This is a genomic window from Paenibacillus sp. ACRSA, assembly GCF_022346845.1.
Classification (GTDB): domain Bacteria; phylum Bacillota; class Bacilli; order Paenibacillales; family Paenibacillaceae; genus Paenibacillus.
This window is the reverse complement of record NZ_JAKRNP010000002.1, coordinates 161,393-181,570: the sequence shown is the minus strand read 5'-3', so window position 1 is coordinate 181,570 and position 20,178 is coordinate 161,393. Positions and strand designations below refer to the sequence as shown.

General features: G+C 43.7%; 13 protein-coding genes. 8 read left to right on the top strand and 5 right to left on the bottom strand.

Features of this window, described 5'->3' with window-relative positions:
* Positions 1-77: 77 nt before the first annotated feature.
* Positions 78-2,492 carry an arabinan endo-1,5-alpha-L-arabinosidase AbnB gene (gene abnB, locus MH215_RS05740; RefSeq protein ID WP_239289004.1) on the bottom strand — a complete coding sequence of 805 codons (2,415 nt, stop codon included), beginning with the start codon at positions 2,490-2,492 and terminating at the stop codon, positions 78-80.
* A 354-nt stretch (positions 2,493-2,846) separates the two neighbouring features.
* On the opposite strand from abnB, the gene MH215_RS05735 reads away from it, so the two are divergent.
* From MH215_RS05735 to MH215_RS05710, 6 genes are all read left to right on the top strand, one after another.
* Positions 2,847-6,611, top strand: a complete 3,765-nt coding sequence (locus MH215_RS05735) for an alpha-L-arabinofuranosidase C-terminal domain-containing protein (protein WP_239289003.1) — start codon at positions 2,847-2,849, stop codon at positions 6,609-6,611.
* Positions 6,612-6,812: 201 nt separating this feature from the next.
* The gene (locus MH215_RS05730; protein WP_239289002.1) at positions 6,813-7,718 is read left to right on the top strand and encodes an ABC transporter permease; all 906 of its coding nucleotides are present in this window, start codon (positions 6,813-6,815) and stop codon (positions 7,716-7,718) included.
* 15 nt (positions 7,719-7,733) lie between these two features.
* Complete coding sequence (locus MH215_RS05725) at positions 7,734-8,624, top strand: carbohydrate ABC transporter permease (RefSeq protein WP_239289001.1); 891 nt, start codon at positions 7,734-7,736, stop codon at positions 8,622-8,624.
* 84 nt (positions 8,625-8,708) lie between these two features.
* Positions 8,709-10,469 (top strand): sensor histidine kinase, encoded by a 1,761-nt coding sequence (locus tag MH215_RS05720; RefSeq protein ID WP_239289000.1) that lies wholly within the window; start codon positions 8,709-8,711, stop codon positions 10,467-10,469.
* 4 nt (positions 10,470-10,473) lie between these two features.
* The gene (locus MH215_RS05715; RefSeq protein WP_239288999.1) at positions 10,474-12,144 is read left to right on the top strand and encodes a response regulator transcription factor; all 1,671 of its coding nucleotides are present in this window, start codon (positions 10,474-10,476) and stop codon (positions 12,142-12,144) included.
* 105 nt (positions 12,145-12,249) lie between these two features.
* Positions 12,250-13,893, top strand: a complete 1,644-nt coding sequence (locus MH215_RS05710; RefSeq protein ID WP_239288998.1) for an extracellular solute-binding protein — start codon at positions 12,250-12,252, stop codon at positions 13,891-13,893.
* Between the two features lie 102 nt (positions 13,894-13,995).
* Here the strand turns inward: MH215_RS05710 and MH215_RS05705 are convergent, their stop codons facing one another.
* Positions 13,996-14,124: a DUF4023 family protein gene (locus MH215_RS05705; RefSeq protein ID WP_128102369.1), complete on the bottom strand. Its 129-nt coding sequence runs from the start codon at positions 14,122-14,124 to the stop codon at positions 13,996-13,998.
* A gap of 220 nt (positions 14,125-14,344) precedes the next feature.
* Between MH215_RS05705 and MH215_RS05700 the strand changes: the two genes are divergently transcribed.
* Both MH215_RS05700 and MH215_RS05695 read left to right on the top strand, forming a co-directional pair.
* Complete coding sequence (locus MH215_RS05700) at positions 14,345-15,103, top strand: TrmB family transcriptional regulator (protein ID WP_239288997.1); 759 nt, start codon at positions 14,345-14,347, stop codon at positions 15,101-15,103.
* Between the two features lie 203 nt (positions 15,104-15,306).
* Positions 15,307-16,473, top strand: coding sequence for an MFS transporter (locus MH215_RS05695; protein WP_239288995.1), 1,167 nt, complete (start codon positions 15,307-15,309; stop codon positions 16,471-16,473).
* A gap of 182 nt (positions 16,474-16,655) precedes the next feature.
* On the opposite strand, the gene MH215_RS05690 is transcribed toward MH215_RS05695, so the two are convergent.
* The 3 genes from MH215_RS05690 to MH215_RS05680 form a co-directional block, all read right to left on the bottom strand.
* Positions 16,656-17,537, bottom strand: coding sequence for a carbohydrate ABC transporter permease (locus tag MH215_RS05690; protein ID WP_056692000.1), 882 nt, complete (start codon positions 17,535-17,537; stop codon positions 16,656-16,658).
* 17 nt (positions 17,538-17,554) lie between these two features.
* Complete coding sequence (locus tag MH215_RS05685) at positions 17,555-18,514, bottom strand: ABC transporter permease (RefSeq protein WP_239288993.1); 960 nt, start codon at positions 18,512-18,514, stop codon at positions 17,555-17,557.
* A 71-nt stretch (positions 18,515-18,585) separates the two neighbouring features.
* Positions 18,586-20,175, bottom strand: a complete 1,590-nt coding sequence (locus MH215_RS05680; RefSeq protein ID WP_239288991.1) for an extracellular solute-binding protein — start codon at positions 20,173-20,175, stop codon at positions 18,586-18,588.
* Positions 20,176-20,178 lie beyond the last annotated feature (3 nt).

The window sequence follows — 20,178 nt, the reverse complement described above, 5'->3', positions numbered from 1 at the left end:
GACAATAAAAGAGACCACATTCATGTACCTAACCATTGAATGTGGTCTCTTTCTATTTATTTAAATTACCGGTTCAATTATTCTGGCCGCTCACCAGCTAAGCGTTGAACCTCTTTCGCAGTCAGTGCTTTATTATAAATGTTGACCTGATCCATCTTACCCTTGAAATACGGATCGGCAGCATAACGGCTCTTGCCTAAGTATGCCTCAGTAACTTGTAAATCTTTGGGGTTATAGGTGATGTCGGTACCACTCGCTACAGATTGCCCATCCACATAGAGCGTTCCAGTGTCACCCTGGAGTGTAACAGCAACGTGAACCCATTGGTTAGTCGGCAACGCTTGGGATGCGATCAGACTTTGATCCTTACCCTCATTATGAATGGTGAATTGTAGTGCTCCGTTATGTTGAGAAGGCGTTAGGAACATATGACGCGTCAAGCCATTACCGAAATCGAAAATCCGTTGCCATGGGTTACCACCATCCCAGTAGACCCAGCTGCTGAATGTGAAGTCTGTCGTATCTGTGATAAGTCCAGGTAGTTCAACCGAGCTGTCTTGTCCGTTAAAAGCAGCAGCGAGGTTTTTCTTGTTACCTACGACTGAACTCTCTACGTGAAAGGCTTGTCCATGATATCCATTTTTGCTGGAATCCTGTGCAATTTTGGCGAGCTTGTTACCATCAAATCTGTATTCACCCAGTAAAGGTCCTTTCGCTTGCTCGGGTACGATGATGTTAAACTTTTGGGTAGTAGATGCGATCCCTTTTGTGATATTAGCACTTAACGTTACTTTGGCATCGCCTTTGCCTACGCGGGGACGATTCACAACCCCGGTATTGGAGATCACAGCCACATTGGACGAACTCCATGTGATCTTACTATCCCGTGCACCTGATGTGGGAAGGGATACATTGAAGAATATATTTTTGGTGTCACCAATATTCAAATCCTTTTTAACCGCATCAACAACGGCTCGATCCGTAAGGTCAACTTCTTGACTTCCCCAGATCGCAATACCCGAAGAAGAGAGGGCACTGAAGGTTAGAACCTCGCGCTGAAGATTCGGTTCCCACTCATAGGTAAGTACGCCTTTGTAAGTTACACCGTCTGCGGTGATGTTGATCTGATTCCGATGATCATCTGGAACGCTCCATGTGCCAGTAACTGCACCACTGATCTGACCATTAGGAGAAAAGACAACATTTTGAGAAGTTTTGATAGCAGATGAGATATCTTTTCCGTGATTAATCCACTTATACTGACCGGCTACCGCAGTACTAGGAATGGCATTAGAGGCCTCATCCAATCCCGCATAACGATACGGAGAAACCGTTGGCCATCCATCAGCATTCATGTGCATTTCATGTACACGGACTTCATGTTGTTCCCCACGTCCTGGGAAGCGAGAATGGAAGATCAAGAAGTGCTTGCCACTCTCAGGATCAACATAGGCAGAGTTGTGACCAGGTGATACGTAACCAATTCCCTGACCTATACCCGGATCACCGATCTGTCTTTGGAACAGGTAATTACCCATCAGCTTAACGCCAAATGGCTCAATAGATGCGTCATCGAAGAGAGGTTTGTCCTTATCTGCCTTAACTTGAATCATATCGTTCCCCGCAGCATCGTAAAATGGACCGTCTGGTGTCTTCGAGCGAGCTACCCGAATGTTGTATCCTCCAACAGCGTCAAGTCCACCATAGGAGAGGAATAGATAATAATAGTCCGTCTCAGGGCTATATTGCATATAAGGTGCTTCAATGCGGCTGTGATTACCACCCGTCAGTTTTTTGCCATAACCTTGATTCGGCAGAGGTTTACCCGTCGTTTCGTCCATCTCCAGAATGAAAATTCCTCCGGAATATGAGCCATATACCATCCATAACTTGCCGTCTTTATCAAAAAACACATCGGGATCAACAACGTTGGGATGCTTCGTTGCATCATATATGGCACCATCCTCGCTAATCTGATCCCACATACCCGATTTCAGCACAATCCCCTGATCCTTATAAGGGCCTTCAATGTTATCTGCAACAGCAACACCGAGAGCAGAACGAGGAGAGTCGCCTTTGCATGCATTGTAGTACATATAAAATTTGCCGTCAGCCAATTGAATAACATCGGCCGCCCATAGTGTATCCGTCTGCGCCCATGCTAGGGCTTCTCCAAACTCCTTCGTCACATTAGGAACGACTGGATTGTTATCCGTAACGCCTGATGCTACGGCCTCCCAGTTCATAAGATCTTTGGATTTAGCGACTTGTAAGTGTGAACCGAATACGTAATAGGTATCGCCAACCTTAATGACGGAAGGATCATGAACAGAAACATCCGTAAATCCAGGTATCGTGTTAAGTGTAGATTGACTAGTCAATTGTGGTTGAATCACGTCTGAGGTAGAGCTGTTCGCCATAGCTGATCCTGGCAATAAACTTGGTGAAGTGAGTAGAGCAGCACTAAGTGCGATAGCCATATAACGCTTCATAAAATTCCCCTTTCATCAAACGCCCAATGATAGTTTATTTGTTCATTACCTAATTGCCGAATGCTTCAGTACACACCTCCTTGATAAAATTTACAATTAACCGCTTTCATTTGTTATAGTATCAATCAATTCATATATTTGTAAACTATAATGTTTATGACATATTGATTGAATGTCCATCAAGAATTTAATCCCGTTAATCGTTCAACCCTTCGCTGAATGCGATATATTTTCATTTTATTATTGAAAAATGGGTTACAACTAGGTAGTATAACGTGTATGTGTATTGTTTAAATGTTTATCAACTATTTTATGTTTATATGAATTAAAATTCGGTTACATAGGAGGATTACCATGAGTACATTTAAGAATCAGATGATCGCACATTACACGTTTAATGAACCGACGAACATAGGTCAGGACTCCTCAGGAAATGGTCATGATGGAGTAGCATTAGGAGATCAGAAGCCTAACATTTCTACCGTTCAAGGCAGAACTGCTGCTACGTTTGCAGGTGGAGCCAACGGATCTTCTTATCTTCAGCTGCCTTCCAATCTACTCCAAGATGTAAGCGATAACACAGGGTTGACGGTTTCAACATGGGTTAACTTTGGCAAGGGTGCCAACGTGTGGGAACGAATTTTTGATTTTGGTAAAGGCGAGCAAGGCCCATATGTATTTCTAACACGTCAGTTACGAAGCTCTCTGTATGCGGCTGACGATCTCGTGGCCGATCCAGGTCGTGGCTTCGTCAGTGGGGAATGGATGCATATTGCATTATCTATCTCGGGAACAGACAATGGCAAGCAGAGTAGTGCAGGGCCAATTGTTTATGTGAATGGGGAGAAGGTTGCGGATGGCTCCATTAGCCAAACCTCTAGTGGGAATTATGCGAAGCTGCGTAAATGGTTTGATACCTTCCGCGATGTTTCCAACTACAGCCAGAACTATATCGGACGCTCACAATATGCGGCAGATGTTGACTTTACTGGCTCACTCTCCGATCTGCGCATATATCGCGCAGGCTTAACCATGGATGAAGTGATTGAGGTGATGTGTGAGTCACTGACAGATGAGGAGATTATCAAGCTCGCAGGGGATAAATATCTTTCGTTCCCGACCAGAATTATTACGAAGGATATTTCATTGCCCTTGAATCTATTGGGTGGCAAGGTGAATGTACAATGGCAGTCTAACCAGCCTGAGATTCTATCGGATGATGGGAAAATCCAGACGGTTACGTCGCCACAAGAAGTCCGTTTAAGCGCTTTGTTAACGAAGGGCAGCAGTACAATCAGCAAGCATTATGATGTTTCCGTATTGCCTGAACATTTACCTCCATACTCCATCACCATTCATGGGGATCAGAAGGTCGCTGATATCAGTGAAGTGATGTATGGTTTGTTCTATGAGGACATCAACAATGCTGCTGATGGGGGCATCTACGCAGAACTGGTGCAGAATCGTTCGTTTGAATCGTTTGCCTTCGATACATATTCACATGCATCAGGAGAGTGTGGTTGTTCGACGGGGCGGAATCGTGAGCCTTTGTTTGCTTGGTCCGGGGACACAGATTGCATGATTGTACAGCAGACGGGTGGATTGAACGAGCACTTTGGCGTAGATGATCCGGAGACGAATGCTTACTATGTGACTGTGCAGGATGGTGCAATCATTCGTAACCGTGGCTTCTCAGACTCGAATCAGCACTGTGCAATGTCGATCCAACAAGGGGAGCACTATAACTTCACAATATGGGCCAAGGCGGATGCTCCAGGTACGATAACGGTGCAGTTGCAGGATGCGAGTCAACATTCCATCAGTGAACCTGTCGTTTTGCATGTAGATGGGGGAGGCACTTGGAAGAAGTATGGTGTAAGTACGCAACAGGCTTCGGCCAACCTGGTCTTAACCGGAACGGCAACTGCAATGGGACAATTGGTACTGAGTTTTGCAGGTGAAATCTCCATCGATATGGTGTCATTAATGCCGCAGGATGTATGGGGAGCAGCACCGAACGAACAAGGTGATTCCAGTTCTGCACATGCAAATTACAAGGGGAATCCAAATTACCGACTTCGGAAAGACCTCATTCAGGCACTTGTGGATTTACATCCGACATTTCTACGTTTCCCGGGAGGTTGTATCTCAGAAGGTTCATTTATCTGGGAGAATGTCTATGATTGGAAGGACTCCGTAGGTGAGGTTGAGCTTCGCAAAGAGAACTACAATGTCTGGGGATATATGATGACTATGGGTCTCGGTTATATGGAGTATTTCCAACTAGCAGAGGACTTGAATGCTTTGCCAGTGCCAGTGATGGCGTGTGGTGTCCTTTGTCAGGCGCGTTCGGATTATGCTCATCCAGCCGGTGGTGCACTACGGGAATATTATATCAAGAACTTTACGGATCTCATTGATTTTGCGCTAAGTGTTGATGTAGATAATAATGAATGGGCTGCACTGCGTGCGCAGATGGGACATCCTGAGCCCTTCGATCTTCGTTACCTGGGGGTAGGGAATGAGAACTGGGGAACCGAGTTTTTTGCTAACTTTGAAGTGTTCAAAACATCCATTGATGCGTACATGAAGCTTCACTATCCGGAACACGAGCTGCATATTATTTCAACGGTTGGTGCTCAGGCAGATGATGATGCATACCAGGAGGGATGGAAATTCCTAAGTGGTAATCTCACGGGGTCGGCACAGGTTACATTTGCAGATGGTTCGGAAGTAATTACAGAGACAGTGAATTGGTATGAACATCAGCAGGATTACATGGATACGATTGCAGATGAGCACTACTACCGTTCGAATGAATATTTGCTGAACAATGCGGATCGCTATAATTACTATGATCGAGCCTACCATGCTGATGGTAGTATCGACTGGAAACAGACGTCCAAGGTGTTTGTAGGTGAATATGCATCGACAGATAAAAATACACTTGCTGGCGCTGTTGCTGAAGCAGCAGTGATGACTGGATTCGAAAATAATGCAGATGTCGTGCGCTTGGCAGCCTATGCGCCGTTATTTAATAAAGTACTAACCGATGGAACCTATCGCTGGACACCGGACTGCATTTGGTTTGATGACGAGACGGTATGGTTCACACCCAATTATTATGTGCAGCAGCTCTTTGCGAAGCATGTAGGAAAAGAAGTGCTGGGTACTTCATTCAAGGCGTATAACAAAGGCAAACAGCTAGAGCTGATCCCGCGTGGAGGAATTGAGATTGCGACAGGTAATGCTGATATCGTAGTCAAGAGCATTAAAGTCACTTCCAATCAAGATGGCAGCGTTCTGCTCGAAGAGGACTTTAGAGAACAGAACGAGCTCAGCGAAGTATGGTCACTTATTCCTGGATCGGTAGGATATACGCTGGAACCAGGTAACGGATTACGATTAGAGGCGCAGGAAAGCGGCCTAAACGGAATTTATTTGCTCGATGAGGAATGGACCAATTACCAAGTACAGGTGCAGGCTCAGCGGGTATCGGGTGAGGATGGTTTCTATGTTGGTGTAGGTCTAACCGATATCACACCTGAGAACAAAGATGTCACAGAATATGCTATTGCGTATGCTGGGCATGCAACCGGAGTTAAAGTGTACAAACAAGGCATTGAAGGATACACGCTGGGCGATTATTCTTCCAGCTCGGCAGCAGGCAATCTCAGAGCTGCGAACTATGAACCACTAACGGATGATACACTGTATACAATTACAGTCAATTATGGTGGTGAGACTGGAGATCGACTCCTCTGCTCCTATACAGACGGACATACATCCAGCAAGACGCTCGATTACAAGTTGGAAGCATACAATCGTGAAGTGTTCCATTCAGTTACGAGAGATGATCAGCATGTTTATGTGAAATTGGTTAATGCTGATTCTGTAGAGAAAGCAACGAAGCTTCAGCTCGAACATCTGCAAGTAGCATCCGAAGCAACATGGATTACAATCAGCGGGGACGAGAGTTTAGTTCACCTTCCGAATGTGAACCAAAAGAATGATGAGAAGGTCATTCCAGTAGAACAAAAGGTGAACCTGCAGGGAGAGACAGTTGTACTTCATTTACCAGCAAATTCGGTTAACGTATTAGTTATGAGTCTGCTGTGAGGTTGTTATAATCCAGCTATAAATAGGTCATTCAATGTTAAATCATACCTCCATCGTGTAGAAAACAGGTTGTTTTTCTACAGATGGGGGTGTTTTTTTATTTGTAAGTGATGAGTCAACAAAAGATACCTAAAGTCAATAGCCTACACTATGGTCCGATTCTGCCTACTCCTATAATTAAGCTGAAGGAGGAGACAGCATATGCGTTCCAACTACAGACAATTTATACGAAACATTCCGCTTCATCTTATGATTCTACCGGGTCTGATCATCATTATTGTATTCGGTTACATTCCAATGGCAGGCCTGTCCATTGCATTCCAAAACTTTTCGCCGATCGGTGGCTTCAAAAACACGAGTTGGGTTGGACTGGACAATTTCAGATATTTATTTGATCTGCCAGGTTTCAGTCAAGTGGTGTGGAATACGGTATTTATTTCAGTGATGAAGATTGTGTCTGGTCTTGTTATTCCCGTCATGGTTGCTTTATTACTGAATGAAGTACGGAAAACGGGCTTCAAACGAACCATTCAAACGGTGATCTACATGCCTCACTTTTTTTCGTGGGTTATTTTAGCGGGGATCATTGTTGATGTGCTGTCACCAAGCAGTGGTATCGTTAACATGTTACTGCGAGCGATCGGTGTAGAACCGATCCAATTCTTGGCCAGCAACGAATGGTTTCCCTACATACTCGTCATCACGGATCAGTGGAAAGAATTCGGGTTTGGTACAATCATCTATTTAGCAGCACTCACCAATATAGATAAGTCGCTCTATGAGGCTTCTGTTATGGATGGCGCAGGACGCTGGAAACAGACATGGCATATCACGCTACCAGGAATTCGTCCGATTGTAATCTTGATGGTCACCCTTAGTCTAGGCAACGTGCTTAACGGTGGGTTCGACCAAGTGTTCAACCTGTACAATCCGCTAGTTTATGAATCAGGGGATATCCTAGATACGATGATCTATCGAATCGGCTTACAGGATGCGCAATATTCAGTTTCCACCGCACTAGGACTCATTAAATCGGTCGTATCTTTCATTTTTATAGGGCTTGGTTATTTCTTGGCTTACCGCTTAGCTAATTATCGGATATTCTAGAAAGGAGGCAAGAACATGCATCATGCATCGAGAGCTTATCGCTGGTTTCTGGGATTCAATTACGTCATTCTTACGATTCTTGCCTTGCTATGTCTATTTCCGATCGTGAATATACTAGCTATTTCGTTTAGCTCTAGTGATGCGGTAAAAGCAGGCAGTGTGACCTTCTGGCCAGTGGATTTCACTCTATCATCGTATAAGTACATTTTGGAAAATCAACAATTTCTTAATTCCTTCGGTACAAGTCTACTTCGCGTCGTGTTGGGTGTTTCCATCAACCTGATCTTTACGATTCTGGTAGCCTACCCTCTATCCAAGGAAGCAACTAAATTCAGAGCAAGAACAGCATATGCATGGATATTTGTCTTCACGATGTTATTCAGTGGGGGACTAATCCCAGGGTATCTCGTAGTGAAGGAAGCGGGGTTGCTCGATTCCATCTGGGCGTTAATTCTGCCAGGAGCGGTTCCGATCTTTAATGTACTGCTGATGCTGAATTTCTTCAGAGGATTGCCTAAGGAATTGGAAGAGGCTTCATGGATGGATGGAGCGGGACATGCACGAACGCTATGGAGTATCTACCTGCCCATTTCACTGCCAAGTATTGCAACCATTACGTTATTCGCCATGGTTGGACACTGGAATGCATGGTTTGATGGCATGATCTATATGAAGAGTCCGGAACATTATCCGTTAGCTACGTATCTACAATCCATGCTGCAGCAAGTGACCATGATTCAGAGTGAGATGATGACTTTGGAAGATGCAACCTTGCTCAGTCAGGTATCGGATAGAACAACCCAAGCATCACAGATCTTCTTGTCTGTAATCCCCATCTTGCTTGTGTATCCATTTTTACAGAGATATTTTGTTCATGGGCTTGTTGTTGGAAGTGTGAAGGGATAAGATTTGTGAAGAGGAACACTGATGTGGAGGAGCCGATTGTCGGCTCCTTTTTTTCCTTGGAAGAAAGGAGAGAGGAAACAAAACATGCGAATCTTCAGTGGTAGATGGAAGAATCAATCCATCGTTGTCAAACTTATCGCGGCATTTGTACTTGTTATCCTTCCGTTATACGGAATGAGCATTATGATTACTCATTACAGCTCTACTCAGATGCAATCTGAAGTGGAACGTGCGCACGAATCCAAGCTGCATTTTTACCACAATCATTTACAGTTTGAGTTAGAACGCATGAGTGGCTTGGTCAATGAATTTTCATTTGATGAATTGATGTCTACACTAAGCACACGATCAGCCATTATGAGTAGGTATGAAGTAACGTCCAGTTTGAACGACATCCATCAGAAGCTCAGTCAGATTATGGTGACAAGCCCATACATAAGCGATGTTGTCTATTACGTGCCCACCTTACACAAGCGTGTAAGCGCGGTTGATGGTATTCGAAATGTAGAGGATCAGGAATGGCAGAACCTGCTGACAACCATGGGTAACCTGAATGGGGAGTTGTCCTATTCGGGCAGCGATCTCTTTTTTCTCAAAAGCAATCCATATAACATGAATTATGAGGAAGCTCCCAATTTCATACTAGGCATTCGTTTATCGTCTGGAGAACTGAAGCAGAGATTGCAGCAGCTTTCTGAAACAGGTGGCAGTGATATCACGCTGAGTTTTGGAGATAAGCAGCAGGTTGTGATTTCCTCTTCCGACCAAGCTGCATCCGTTCAGAAACGCGCATCACAGACAGAGCCTACCTCTGAATCATCGCAGATTACGAGGTATCACTCAGACGATTTCTTGCATTATGCTCTATATGACGCAGATCATTCGTTCACCCTAACGTCCAGCATTGCTGAAGATGTGCTTGAAGCACCGCTGGAACAATATAAGCTATGGTTGTGGATCTCAACCCTTATTTCCATTGTCATTATATTGATTTTCTCATTTTCCATTTATCGATCGATTCACAAGCCGCTATCAGCACTAGTCAAAGGGTTTCGAATGACAGAGCAGGGGCATACCCTGACGCGGATTCCGCTTTCAAGAGGGGATGAATTTGGTTATTTGTACTCTCGCTTCAATCACATGATAGAACGCTTACATGTGCTGATTGAAGAAAATTATGTTGCTCGAATTCGAACCAGTGAGGCTGAACTGAAGCATCTTCAATCACAGATTCAACCTCACTTTCTATATAACAGCCTGTTTAGTATCAAACAAATGGCAGAGGTTGAACATGTTGAATTAATTCAGGAATTCACGGATTATCTAGGCCAGTATTTCAGATATATGACACGGGATTCGCAATCTGAAGTATCTCTGGGGGCTGAAATTGAACATGCGATGATCTATGCATCTATTCAACAGATCCGATTCGGCTCAAGGATACAACTAGAGGTGGAGCCTATGGATGCAGCTTATCATGCGATTGCAATTCCGCGGGTGATCATTCAGCCGATTGTTGAAAATGCTTTTGAGTATGCGCTGTCCAAGCGCAGCCGCGGGGGTTTATTGAAATTATCGTATCATTCCGATCAGGACAGGCTTCTCATCCGAATTGAAGACGATGGGGATCAGTTAACTGATGACGATCTGCACGATCTGCAACATTCGTTTGAGAGCAGCTTTCAAGAGTCTGTTCTACGCCACGAACATGAAGAGATTACGGGTCTGATTAACGTGCATCAACGATTACAAATTAAGTTTGGTGCGGACTATGGCCTCACTGCTGAGCGGAGTGATCTGGGTGGTCTATGCATCATTATACATCTGCCTTGGAGAGGAGAATGAACACATGCAGCGGATGCTTATTGTGGATGATGAACCGGTTATTCTGGATGGATTATATGCATTCTTTCAGAAAGCAAATTTGCATGATATGGAGATTATTAAGGCCTATTCAGCTTATGAAGCAATCGAATGGTTGAATTCGGTCAAAATTGATCTTGTGCTGAGTGATATTTGCATGCCAGGCATGGATGGGATGGAGCTTATTGATAAAATTGTGGATCGCTGGCCAAGATGCAAGGTGTTACTGCTCACAGGTCACAATGAGTTTGATTATGCGCATCAAGCCATTCGCAATCCTTGTGTGGTAGATTACCTGCTGAAAACGGAAGGTATGAGTCATATTCGTGCAGCTGTTGATCGGGCATTACAGCAAATTGCAGAAGAAAATGATTTTCGCTACCAGAACGCTTGGTTCCGCAGTAAGTTGCCTAGAGCTTTACCCCAATTGCAGCGCCAGCTGTTACTTGATGTCATGAAACGAACGGAAAGGTACGAGCTGGCTTCGCTTCAAGAGGAATTGGATGCTGTGCAGCTTCCTTTTCGATCTGAAGAACCTGTCATTCCCATTATCATACGAGTCGAAGATTGGAACACCTATCAATCTCATGCAGACCGTAGCCTCATTCGTTACGCTGTAGCTAATGTCGCAGAAGAGTTGCTTCAGGATAAAACCATTGTGAAGTCTGTTGATCTCGACCTTCAAGTGATTGCCTGCATCATTCAGCCATCGGCTCAGGATGCACACTTTGCGACCAACCCGCAAGAGAAACGAGAGCAGACGCTCCGTTTCGTATATGGAACCCTGGAATCTGTGCAACAATCTTGTGCGGATTGCCTGAATCTATCGGTGTCCATTATGGTCAGTGATCAGGTGGTGGACTGGATGGAACTGAATACGGCGATCGCTCAATTGCGCTTGTCGGTGCATGCAGGCCCTGGACTTGGTATGGAAAAATTATTACGTGTACAGGTGCAGCATGCACTTAATTACACACCCAATATGGTAAACCGTCAGGCAGTTGCAGCACTGCATATGGATCAGATCAAAGTTCGCATTGTGGCAGGGGAGAGGGAGTGGGTGGATTCTTTTGATAAATGGACGGAGGTATCGATCGAGGGACTTCAAGATCCTTTCTTCCGCATGAATATCTACACTGGAGCAGGGAATGCATTAATCGAAGTGCTGCACGAAATGGGATTGTATGAATCCGCAATGGAAGAAATAGAGCTGGCTCAAATGTTGTATTTTGATATCCAAACGCCATGGCACGAATTAGTTATCTTCTATCGTTCAGCATTGGAATGGATCATATCCAAAAGGAGCAATACACGTCTAAATGATCAGTCCCAGATTCTAACGACCATTCATCTATACATCAAGCATCATCTAGCAGACGATCTCTCCCTGACTCGAATCGCACAAGAAGTTTCATTAAACCCTTCATATCTATCGCGGTGGTATAAACGGATTACAGGTAAGGGGATATCCGATTATATCCATGAACGGCGAATTGAGCTTAGTAAAGAACTGCTGCTCGGTTCTGCATGTAAAATGCATGAAATCTCCGCCAAAGTGGGCTTCAGTGATCAGCATTATTTCTATCGATTCTTCAAAAAAGCTACGGGCTGTACACCTCAGGAATATCGAGATCAAAAAACGAGTTTATCCCATTAAGTGGTCAATTAAAGATACCAGATGTAAACGGCGTCCACTCGAAGTGATAGCGCTTTCTTAATAAAATGAACATATACCTCACGGAGGAGAAAAAGGGGGATTCGCATGAAAGTGTCATTCAAAAGATTCTCATTACTTACTTTATCCATGGTTTTGGCGGCAACACTCGCTGCTTGCTCATCAGGCGCAGGAAGTGGAGAAGAAGAAGCTAAGCCGAGTACCCAGCAAGATGCAGGAGGGCCGCTTACCAAGTATGATCCACCGATTAAGCTGACCTCTACAATGAATGAAACAGGCAAAGAATCATTAGCTTCTGGAGATACACATGCCAAGAACATCTGGACGAGAGGCTACATGGATGAACTAGGCATTGACGTATCGTACGAATGGATTGTTCCTGATGCTAACTACAATGATAAAATGAACGTTACGCTCGCGAGTGGTGATTTACCCGATGTGTTAAAAGTTAGTGCTGTGCAATTCGAGCAATTGTACGAAGCGGGTATGATTGAGGATCTCACAGAGGTGTATGATAAATATGCATCAGATCTAGTAAAAGAATTTATGTCCGCTGAGGATGGAGCTGGATTAAAGCCGGTAACCAAAGATGGCAAAATATACGCCATGGTCAGTTTCCCAGGGTCACTTGATTCTTCCGACATGATCTGGATTCGTCAAGACTGGCTCAAAAACGTAGGGTTGGAAGCTCCAAAATCGATGCAAGATGTCATTAAAATTGCAGAGGCATTTACGTTTGAAGATCCGGATGGAAACGGAAAGGATGATACTTTCGGTATCGCATTGAACAAAGATTTACCGATTAACGCATTCTTGCTGGGTTATCATGGATATCTGGAAACGTGGATTAAGGATGGTTCAGGTCAAGTCGTGAATGGAACCATTCAACCTGAAGTGAAAGAAGGATTGCGTGAGCTGCAAAACCTGTATCAGAAGGGTGTCATTGACCCAGAATTCGGGGTTAAGGATTTTGCGAAGATGATGGAGGATGTGAATGCAGGCAAGTCAGGTATGTTCTTCCTGCCTCAATGGGCTCCATTCCAGGTTAGCAGTATGATCAAGAAGGATAAGAATGTTGATTGGCTGCCGTACCCAGTGCAATCCATTGATGCAGAACCTGCAAAGACACAAAATCATCTGAGCCTTGGTGGAATCTTTGCCGTCCGCAAAGGATATGAGCATCCTGAAGCAGTCGTTAAGCTGTTGAATTTTCAAGCAGAGAAGATGTTTGGTGAGTCTGCCAAGACTGAGCGTGAAAAATACCTGAATGGTCTAACAGGACTTGGTTTCCATAATGCAACGATATCTAATCTTCCGGCGAACAAAAATGTAAAAGCCCAAGATGAAGTAGAGCAAGCGCTAAAATCAGGCGATACATCTGGATTAGAGCTGGAAGCCAAACTCTTCTATGATGATATTATGGATTACCGTAATGGCAATCTGGATAAATGGCATATGGAACGAATCTTCGGTCCAGAGAGCTCACAGGCAGTCATTAAACATTATCGCGACAACGATCTGATCGTTATGAATGAGTTCATCTACGCACCAACAAGAACGATGAACACGAAACAGGCAACCTTGGATAAATTAAGAGCGGAGACGTTCTTGAAGATTATTTATGGTAATCTGTCCATCGACGAGTTTGACAATTTTGTTGCCAATTGGAAAAAGCTTGGTGGCGACCAGATTACACAGGAAGTTAATGAAATTATTAAGACGAATCAATAATAGATGTGTTAGAAAAGGATCTCTAAAACAGAGATCCTTTTTTTGGTTTTTTCTAATATGGAAATACGGATTGAATCTTCATGTGCAGTAGATCTAACCTGTTTATTTATTCGTGCTGTGTTGCTTATTAGGCAGTTTGTCACCGGGTGTGCCTTTACCATTGTTTTTGTTATGACGCGCTTTCTCGGCATTATCGTTCACTTTTTTAACAAATTCTTTCGTGCTTTCCATGAATGAGATCAGCTCCTTAGGTATAAGGGAAATGTGCAACCTGGTGTTTAATATAACCAATGAGCCTGCATAATATGAGGATTCTACTGTTACAATGTCCTTGGCAGGAACTGGACAGAGGAAGGTTGGGCGACTAAACTGAAAGTACGACTAAACTTGAGAAAGTGCTATCATTCATGCTGTACTTTGTCTGAAGAGAAAGGATGCGAGAGATCGGTCCATGTTACAAAAATTCGGATTTACCCAATACGAAAGCCAAGTCTACGAGGCAATATTTGCTCAAAATGAACCCCTTGATGCGACCTCCATTGTTAACCACTCGAATGTACCTAAAGCGAAAATATATGAGGTGTTGAATCGATTGATTGATAAAGGGGCAGTCCTTACAACCATGAACGGCAAGAAAAAGTTGTATTTGGCTGTGGATCTCCAGTCGATCATTCTCAAGATCAGAGCAGATTTTGAGAGTGATATTGAAGAGCTGAAGAGTTATAAAATCAAGCGAACGTATTCGGACGAACACATCTGGACGTTAAAGGACGAGACCTCTATAGCCTCCAATATAGAGCAGCTGATTGAAGAGGCTGATTCTTCTATTTTATTGCTTGCCTGGAGTGAACAGATGGAGAAGTATCGTCCATTATTAGAGCAAAAAGAGAAGCAGGGATTATACGTAGAGGTGCTTGCGGTCGGTGGATTGGAGACGTCGCTTTCCCGCAGATATTCCTTAATTCCGATGCTAGAGGGAAACCATCTCGAACCTTCTCAGTTGCTGATCGTGGATCATGCGTATTTGCTGTTTGCAGGCATTGAGAACGAGGCGTGGAAAGCGATTAAGACGACGTCCAAACCGATCGTTAAAGCGCTAACAGATTATTTCTATCATGATATTGCGCTCACGCAAATTACGAAAAAGTATGGCGATCAGCTCTTACAGGATCAAGAGATTTCCAAGTTACTTGCCCGACTGATTTATTAAAATTAAAGACTAAACGAAGACTAAAAGTCAGTTTGCGAATTAACAATTGTGAACATGATTGTAAATTAACTCTTGAGCAAAGTTAGTGATCAAGGCGTCAATGTCATTTCAAAACTATTCTATTGCAGAATAGTTTTTTTTATTGAAATCTTTTCTCCCATAGGTTACTATCGTAGTTGTAACTTTTGAGGAGGATTCGGAACATGAATAAAAAAGTATATGTTTTAGCGATTGCGGCCTTTGTTGTCGGAACCGTTGAACTTATTTTGGGTGGAATTCTGGACTTGATTGCAACAGATTTACACCTGAGCTACGCCAAAGCGGGATATTTGATCTCTATATTTTCATTAGTTTATGCGATATCTGCACCTATTCTGTTGAATGTAACAGCCCGATTCGAGCGTAAAAAGGTGTATTTGTGCACATTAGTTGTGTTTCTAATAAGTAATCTATTCTCCGCGTTCAGTGTGAACTTTTACATGCTGATGGCTGGCAGGGCACTCGGTGCTGCAACGGGTTCATTAATTTTTGTGCTTTCTCTGACTCTCGCTGCTCGTATTGTGGAACCGCAGTATAAAGGGCGAGCCGTTGGGATCATTACGATGGGGGGAAGTGCATCACTCATTCTGGGTGTGCCGCTTGGCATCTTCGTAGGTAATATGGCTGGATGGCGAGAAGTGTTTATCTTTATTGCAATTTTGACAGCTCTAGTGATTGTTGCTATTAGTATTGCGATGGATCGTGTGCAGCCGATCCCTGTTGTACCGCTTAAGAAGCAATTGTCTGCACTATGGAATCCGCGAATGTTGGCAATTCATGCAACGACCTTATTAGTGCTTGCGGGTCACTTAACGCTGTATGCGTATTTCACACCTTTCCTTCAGGCGACGATTGGAGCTAGTTCTACGATGGTGACATTCATCTATGTCATGTTTGGTATTGCTGCAGTTGCTGGAGGAGGTATTGGAGGTTTGTTATCCGATCGGCTACATCCAGCCAAAGCAATCATTATTGTATTAGTTCCGTTTATGATTACGATGGCACTGATTCCAGTCAGTGTGGGGTTGCCTCTAATAGCTTTCTTACTGCTGTTGAGTGTTTGGAGTGCTCTAAGCTGGACGGTTACACCTGTGCAGAATAGTCTAATCATCAAAACTTCGCCAGAGACAGCAGATACGTTGATCAGTACCAATTCTGGTATTGCTCATGCGGGTATTGCGCTAGGAACTTACATTGGTGGCATGGTCATTGATCATTCAGCCATTCAACACACAGGCTGGGTTGGATCAATTCTAATTCTTCTTGGGCTTGTTACAGCAATATATGCGATCACTCGCAAAGAGCATAGCGTTCAGGCTGTAGCCCAATAAGAATGTAGCTATGCAGTGTGTATGGTATGCAATAAAAGTTATAGTACAAAGCAGACGTTATGGTACAAAGCAAACTCAAATGTCAAAAGGGACAACACATCTCGTTACGGATGGTTGTCCCTTGATTTTGTTTTATAATGATGTCGGTTAAATGCTAACGTCTATTATGCTCTCTTATTCTGTTACTCTTTGAGGGCACCGATCATAACCCCGTGCACAAAGTATTTTTGCAGAAACGGATAAAGAACCAAGATGGGTAACGTCGATACAATGATTGTTGCGTACTTAATCGTAATGCCTATATCCATCCGATCACCGGTAGCTGCACCTGTCATCATATTGTCTGTGCTGTTAGAGATGAGGATCTCTCTGAGCACAAGTTGCAGTGGGAACAGTTCACGGTCACGTAAGTAGATTAGAGCATTAAAATAAGAGTTCCAGTGCCCTACAGCGTACCATAGAATCATGACGGCAATAACTGGCATCGAGAGCGGAATGATAATTCGGGTCATAATGACCCAGTCATTCGCTCCATCAATGCGTGCGGATTCCTCTAAGCTCGCAGGGATGGTCTGAAACGCGGTTCGCATAATAATTAAATTAAAAGAATTAATCGCTCCCGGCAAGAGTAGAGCCCAAGGTGTATTTAACATGCCAAGATTATTAATGAGAAGGAAAGAGGGAATAAGTCCACCACTGAACACCATGGTAATCACAATATAGAGCATAATATGGTTTCTGAAATAAACGTTACGACGGGAAAGAGCATAAGCGCCAAGGGTGGTCATAATTAGATTGATGGCTGTACCCGCTATGACATAGAAGAGCGTATTCCGATATCCTGTGAGTACCATAGGATTTTGAAGTACGGCTGTGTAAGCATCCATGCTAAATCCCTTTGGATAGAGGAGCATCCCGCGAAACCTGGATATCTCGGTTGGGTCGCTTATGGAAGCTAAGAGGATATAAATAAAAGGATACAGCGTAGCAAAACATAGCAAAAGCATAAAGGAGATATTAAACCATGAGAATATAGTTTCTCCCAGAGAACGTTTATATTGCATTCTTCACGACCCCCTTATCACCAAAGTCTATGTTCACTTACTCGCTTGCTGACGGTATTGGCGAGTATAAGTAAAATGAAACTGACGACTGAATTGAACAGGCCTACTGCAGCGGAGTATCCAAAATCGGCTCCAAGAATACCCTTTCTATAAACATAGGTAGAGATGACATCGGCTGTTTCGTAAGTGAGCGGGTTGTATAGCAAAATGATTTTTTCACTTCCGACAGCAAGCATCGCACCTACATTCAGAATGAACAGGATTACGATCGTAGGCATAATGCCTGGAATCGTAATATGCAGCGTTTGCTTCCAGCGCCCTGCACCATCAATACGAGCTGCATCATAAAGTGTTGGATCAATGGAAGACATCGCAGCGAGATAGATAATGGAGCCCCACCCTATACCTTGCCAGACCCCCGAGGATACATAGATGGAGCGGAACCATTCCGACTCTTGTAGGAATGCCGTTGGTTCTAAACCAAAAAAGCCGAGGAAATTATTAATCAAGCCATCGCGGGCAAAAAAGTCGACCATCATACCAGCCACAACCACAATGGATATAAAGTGTGGGAGATAACTAATCGTCTGCACAACCCGTTTGAAGATCATGACACGAATTTCATTCAGTAACAGCGCTAGAATGATTGGGGCAGGGAAGGCAAACAGTAATTCATACAGACTGATCATTAACGTATTACGTAAAAGTCTCCAGAAGTAAGGGCTTTCAAAAAAGTTCTGGAAATGAGCCAGACCAACCCAAGGACTGTTCCATACTCCATCTGCTATACCGTAATCCTTGAAGGCAATCAACAGACCATACATTGGACCGTAATGAAAAATGGCATAATAAATCAAGACAGGAACAAGCATCAAATAGATAAAACGATTACGAACAAGATCCTTTTTGATGATACTTTTTTTGCTTTCATTAGGTATTGTGCTTGTTTGCACAGGGTTACTGTTTAACTCAGGCATGAAATTGTCCCTCCCGGATGTCCGAAATAGGGCAGACGATCGTCCGCCATATTCCGGATGGTTAGCCATACCTATCGATTGTTGTATCTTTCCAAAGCGGATTGCTGAATTTGAATCGCTTCTTCGATGCCCAAGCCTTTTAACATCTCTACGTAGTTATCAAAGTTATCGAGCGACTCTGAACCCATGATGAATTTCAGAACCATTTCATCTTTGAACGTATTGATATCGGTCATGATGGAGGAGTAGCGGCTACTGTCTTCTACAGAGATGCTAACGGGAGGCATTCTTTTGACCTGTGTTGTGTCTGACCACATTGCCATAGCTTCTTTTTGTTGTGGTTTCGTTGTGTACTGCTCTGTGTGATGTACATCCTGTACGAATGGCCCGGAGGTAGCACCCATAATATGCTTTCGGAAGGCTTGGGAAATGGGAAGTCCGTCAGGATTTTTCAAAATAACATCCGTATACTTGGGCGTACCATCCACCAGTGTATAGGTTTCACCTTCTTTACCAAAGTTCATGATGCGTTTGCCTTCCTCACTGTACAAGTAGTCCAGGAATTTTACAGTACCAATCACATTTTGATTACTGCCTGTGATGGCTGCAAAAATACCCGTTACGGGATTATCCATATGTCCGAATACAGGCTTTTCTCCAGGATTTAATGTTGGGTAGGGGGTTCCGACGATTTGAAAATCAGGCTGGCTCTTCGCCATTAAGTCCATATATTTTCCGATTCCGCCATTGAGAAATAGCACCGCAGATCCCACCTGATCGTCTGTGATCTTAGCATCTGTCATTTTGGCATCATTGGTTGCAAAATCCTTATCGAGTAAACCTTCCTTATACCATTGATTCATGGTGGTCAAGTATTGCTTGTAGCCAGGTTCAATCGGGCCGTATTTGACAGTCCCATTATCCTGATAGAAATCATTAGGGGTTCCAAATGCACCTGCAAAAGCTAGCTCGCCTGCCGGCATAAGGATTGGAATTTCGTCGGCTTTGCCATTACCGTTAGGATCTTGTTCTTTGAACGCTTTCAAAACGGTATACCATTCGTCAATGGTCGTTGGTGTGTCGAGATTCAACTTATCCAGCCAATCTTGACGGATCGCAGGCCCAAGGAACACTTGTTGGGTGACATCTTCACGGATGAAAGGGAAGCCAATGATGTCCCCGTTGTCAGTAGAAGCCATTTTTCTCCACTCAGGATTATCTTCAAGAAGTTTCTTCAGGTTTGGAGCATATTCCAAGTAGTCATTTAAAGGGACAAGCTTCTTATCTCTGATCGCCTTCTGCGCTCCACCAGGGTAAGCATTCCAGCCATAATCAACAACATCAGGCAGCTTGTTTGATGCAACCATTAAGTTGAATTGCTCTCCAAGTTGTCCTTGCGCTGGGTGTTGGAATTCGACCTCTACGCCGGTTTTTGCTTGAATTTCCTTCCAAGCCGTCACTTCTCCATAACTTTTCATAATCGCAGCGGCATCGGGGAACAAGTCAACCCAATACGTAAGTTTGGTTAAGGGTTGGTCTGGATCTGTTTGCTTGGTTAAATCGGTTTGTTGACCACTACACGCGGCTAAAGTCGTTGTGAATAGTACTGTGATAATGAATACAGCAGTATACCTGTTGAACTTTTTTGTGTGCTTGATCATAAA

What these genes read in the sequence shown, in the direction of transcription:
- MH215_RS05715 (WP_239288999.1), top strand. Translation starts at nt 10,474, where the DNA reads ATGCAGCGGATGCTTATTGTGGATGATGAACCGGTTATTCTGGATGGA.
- abnB (WP_239289004.1), bottom strand. Translation starts at nt 2,492, where the DNA reads ATGAAGCGTTATATGGCTATCGCACTTAGTGCTGCTCTACTCACTTCA.
- MH215_RS05720 (WP_239289000.1), top strand. Translation starts at nt 8,709, where the DNA reads ATGCGAATCTTCAGTGGTAGATGGAAGAATCAATCCATCGTTGTCAAA.
- MH215_RS05695 (WP_239288995.1), top strand. Translation starts at nt 15,307, where the DNA reads ATGAATAAAAAAGTATATGTTTTAGCGATTGCGGCCTTTGTTGTCGGA.
- MH215_RS05685 (WP_239288993.1), bottom strand. Translation starts at nt 18,514, where the DNA reads ATGCCTGAGTTAAACAGTAACCCTGTGCAAACAAGCACAATACCTAAT.
- MH215_RS05730 (WP_239289002.1), top strand. Translation starts at nt 6,813, where the DNA reads ATGCGTTCCAACTACAGACAATTTATACGAAACATTCCGCTTCATCTT.
- MH215_RS05700 (WP_239288997.1), top strand. Translation starts at nt 14,345, where the DNA reads ATGTTACAAAAATTCGGATTTACCCAATACGAAAGCCAAGTCTACGAG.
- MH215_RS05705 (WP_128102369.1), bottom strand. Translation starts at nt 14,124, where the DNA reads ATGGAAAGCACGAAAGAATTTGTTAAAAAAGTGAACGATAATGCCGAG.
- MH215_RS05680 (WP_239288991.1), bottom strand. Translation starts at nt 20,175, where the DNA reads ATGATCAAGCACACAAAAAAGTTCAACAGGTATACTGCTGTATTCATT.
- MH215_RS05710 (WP_239288998.1), top strand. Translation starts at nt 12,250, where the DNA reads ATGAAAGTGTCATTCAAAAGATTCTCATTACTTACTTTATCCATGGTT.
- MH215_RS05735 (WP_239289003.1), top strand. Translation starts at nt 2,847, where the DNA reads ATGAGTACATTTAAGAATCAGATGATCGCACATTACACGTTTAATGAA.
- MH215_RS05725 (WP_239289001.1), top strand. Translation starts at nt 7,734, where the DNA reads ATGCATCATGCATCGAGAGCTTATCGCTGGTTTCTGGGATTCAATTAC.
- MH215_RS05690 (WP_056692000.1), bottom strand. Translation starts at nt 17,537, where the DNA reads ATGCAATATAAACGTTCTCTGGGAGAAACTATATTCTCATGGTTTAAT.